Source organism: Streptomyces sp. NPDC002619 (genome assembly GCF_042889305.1).
Lineage (GTDB): Bacteria > Actinomycetota > Actinomycetes > Streptomycetales > Streptomycetaceae > Streptomyces.
The window spans coordinates 1-2318 of record NZ_JBIAQV010000139.1; the positions used below are offsets into that span (position 1 = coordinate 1).

Below are 2318 nucleotides of genomic sequence, written 5' to 3' on the forward strand. Positions count from 1 at the left end.
CCAATTCTAACACCATCAGTGCAGGTCAGAGCAGTTGAAAGATGAGCTAACCCCTCCCTGAAGGGAGGGGCCTGCGCTCAAGATGTCCGGTCACGCCGGAGGCTCGAGCCGCCCGGTGTCCGACGGGCCGGACACCAGCGTCAGATGGCGCCCGCCCGTCCGCCGGCGCGGCAGCGGAATGCGTGGTGCCGCCGGAGGCGGGCCGGCCGCGGTCACCGTGGTGAGCGGGACACGTGCCGGACGGTCGTGGTGCCGCTCGGCCAGGACGTCCCGGAGTGCGTCGGCGAACCGTGCGATGTCCTGCGGTGAGTTGTCGTGGTGGACGCAGGCGCGCACGGCGGTGGTGACGCCGCGCCCGGGCAGGTACAGCGGGGTCTCCTGACCCACGGTCTTCGCCACGACGACACCTCGGGCCGCGAGTTGCCGGCGCATCTGCGCCGCGGGCAGTTCGTCGTGCCGGAAGGTGAGGATGCCGGACTGGATCCGTCCGGGGGCGATCAGTTCGGTGCCGGGCGTCTCCTCGACGGTGGCGCGCAGGCCGACCGCCAGGTCCTTGGCCGGGGCGGCCGCGGGGTGCTCGGCCAGGGCCGTGTTCAGCGCGGCGACGGCCGCACCGTGCGGCGGCACGTGTGGTGCGACGCCGTACGGGGCCAGCGCCTCGCGCAACTTCCGTGCGGCGTAGGCGAATCCGACGTTCTGCGGGCCGCGCAGGAAGCGCCAGCCGTCCCCGGTGAGCAGATCGCAGCCGATCCGGGCCGCGTCCACGGGGAGCTGGCCGACGGCGTACGAGGCGTCGACGGCGTACAGGCAGCGGTACGGGGCGAGGATGCGGCCCACGTCCTCCACCGGGTTGACGATGCCGCAGCCCGCCGGGACGTGCGCCACCGAGACGAGCGCGACGTCGTCGCCGATGTGCGCAGCCATCCACTCCAGGTCCAGGTCGCCGTCCGGACGCAGCGGTACGACGTCCAGACCGCAGCGGGTGCGGTCGCGCAGGGCGAACAGGGCGGTGAGGTTGGCAGCGCCCTCGTAGGGCGTCGTCCAGATGCGGTCGCCCGGACCCAGCGAAAGGCGCGCGACGAGGGTGGCGAACGCGTCGGCGGCACCAGTGAACAGCACGGTGCCGCCGGCCGGTGCGCCCAGCAGGGCGGCAAGGCGTTCGTGGATCTCGCGGTACAGGACGTCGTCGAGGTGCTCCTCCAACTCGTGTGGCCCGTAACGGTCCTCGTGACGCGTCCACTCGGTCAGGACCGCGCGGACGGCGGCGGACATGCGGCCCAGACCGGCCGTGTCCAGGTGGACCCTGCGGTCGCCGTGAGACGTCGCATTCACTTCCGGGGCCTCCCCCCATGCTGTGGGGCAACGTGCTGCCATTTACTTGGCAATACATTGCCAACATGCGCGCCGAGTTGGCAACGTACGCTCAGGCGGCGCTCTAGTGGCGGGGCTTTGCCAGGAGTGTCTGGCTTCCTTCTGGCCCCCACATCGGTCCCGCCCGGCTCACTTCCCGAGCAGTTGCCAAGCCTTGCCAGAGGGTTCGAAGCTCTGCCAAGTTTCCATATCAGCACAGGTCATAGGCGATATGGCGTGGCAACTCCGGTGCGCTGTCCAGCGTTCTGGGGCGTTTCTGGCGCCTGTCTTGAGCGCATGTCGACCAATTCCCCAGTGATTCCCGAGGCTCCCTTGCCAACCTTCTTGGCAAGAGGTTGCCAAGCAACGAACACGAAGTTGTCACAGAGGAGCCAGCCATGAACCGCATCGCCCGGATCGCCGCCACCACCGCCGCCGTCGCCGCCACCGCCTTCGCCACCGTCGGCATCAGCGCCGCGACCGCGGACACCATCGGCTGGCCGGCCACGGCGAAGTCGGCGACCGCCTCCGACTCGATCGGCTGGCCCTCCGTCACGACCGTCTCCGCCGCGGGCACCGACGACATCGGCTGGCCCTCCGTCACGACCGTCTCCGCCGCCGGCACCGACGACATCGGCTGGCCCTCCGCCACCAACGCCTCCGCCGCCGGCACCGACGACATCGGCTGGCCCTCCGCCACCAACGCCTCCGTCAACGGCACGGACAACATCGGCTGGCCCTCCGCCACCAACGCCTCCGTCAACGGCACCGACGACATCGGCTGGCCCTCGGTCGCCGCCGTCTGAGTCACCGCCCTCGCGCAACGGAGCTCTCTCCACCGAGATGCCGTTCACCGAGTTTCAATGAATCTCAGTGATTCGCCCATTGCTGGGTGAAGGTCCCCGCCTCACTCAATACCGGGAGGTATCGATGCGGGGTAGACGCTTCAACGCCACCTGCCCCGCTGG

The 2318-nt window shown here is 70.0% G+C and carries 2 protein-coding genes; one reads left to right on the top strand and one right to left on the bottom strand.

Going from position 1 to position 2318, the window contains the following annotated elements; all coding sequences use genetic code 11:
- Positions 1 to 90: 90 nt before the first annotated feature.
- On the bottom strand, positions 91 to 1332 hold the full coding sequence (locus tag ACFYXB_RS45795; protein ID WP_389591433.1) for an aminotransferase class V-fold PLP-dependent enzyme: 1242 nt from the start codon (positions 1330 to 1332) through the stop codon (positions 91 to 93).
- Between the two features lie 416 nt (positions 1333 to 1748).
- Here ACFYXB_RS45795 and ACFYXB_RS45800 point away from each other — a divergent pair, with 416 nt between their 5' ends.
- A complete protein-coding gene (locus ACFYXB_RS45800) occupies positions 1749 to 2156 on the top strand; it encodes a hypothetical protein (RefSeq protein ID WP_389591434.1) in 408 nt (135 codons plus the stop codon).
- Positions 2157 to 2318 lie beyond the last annotated feature (162 nt).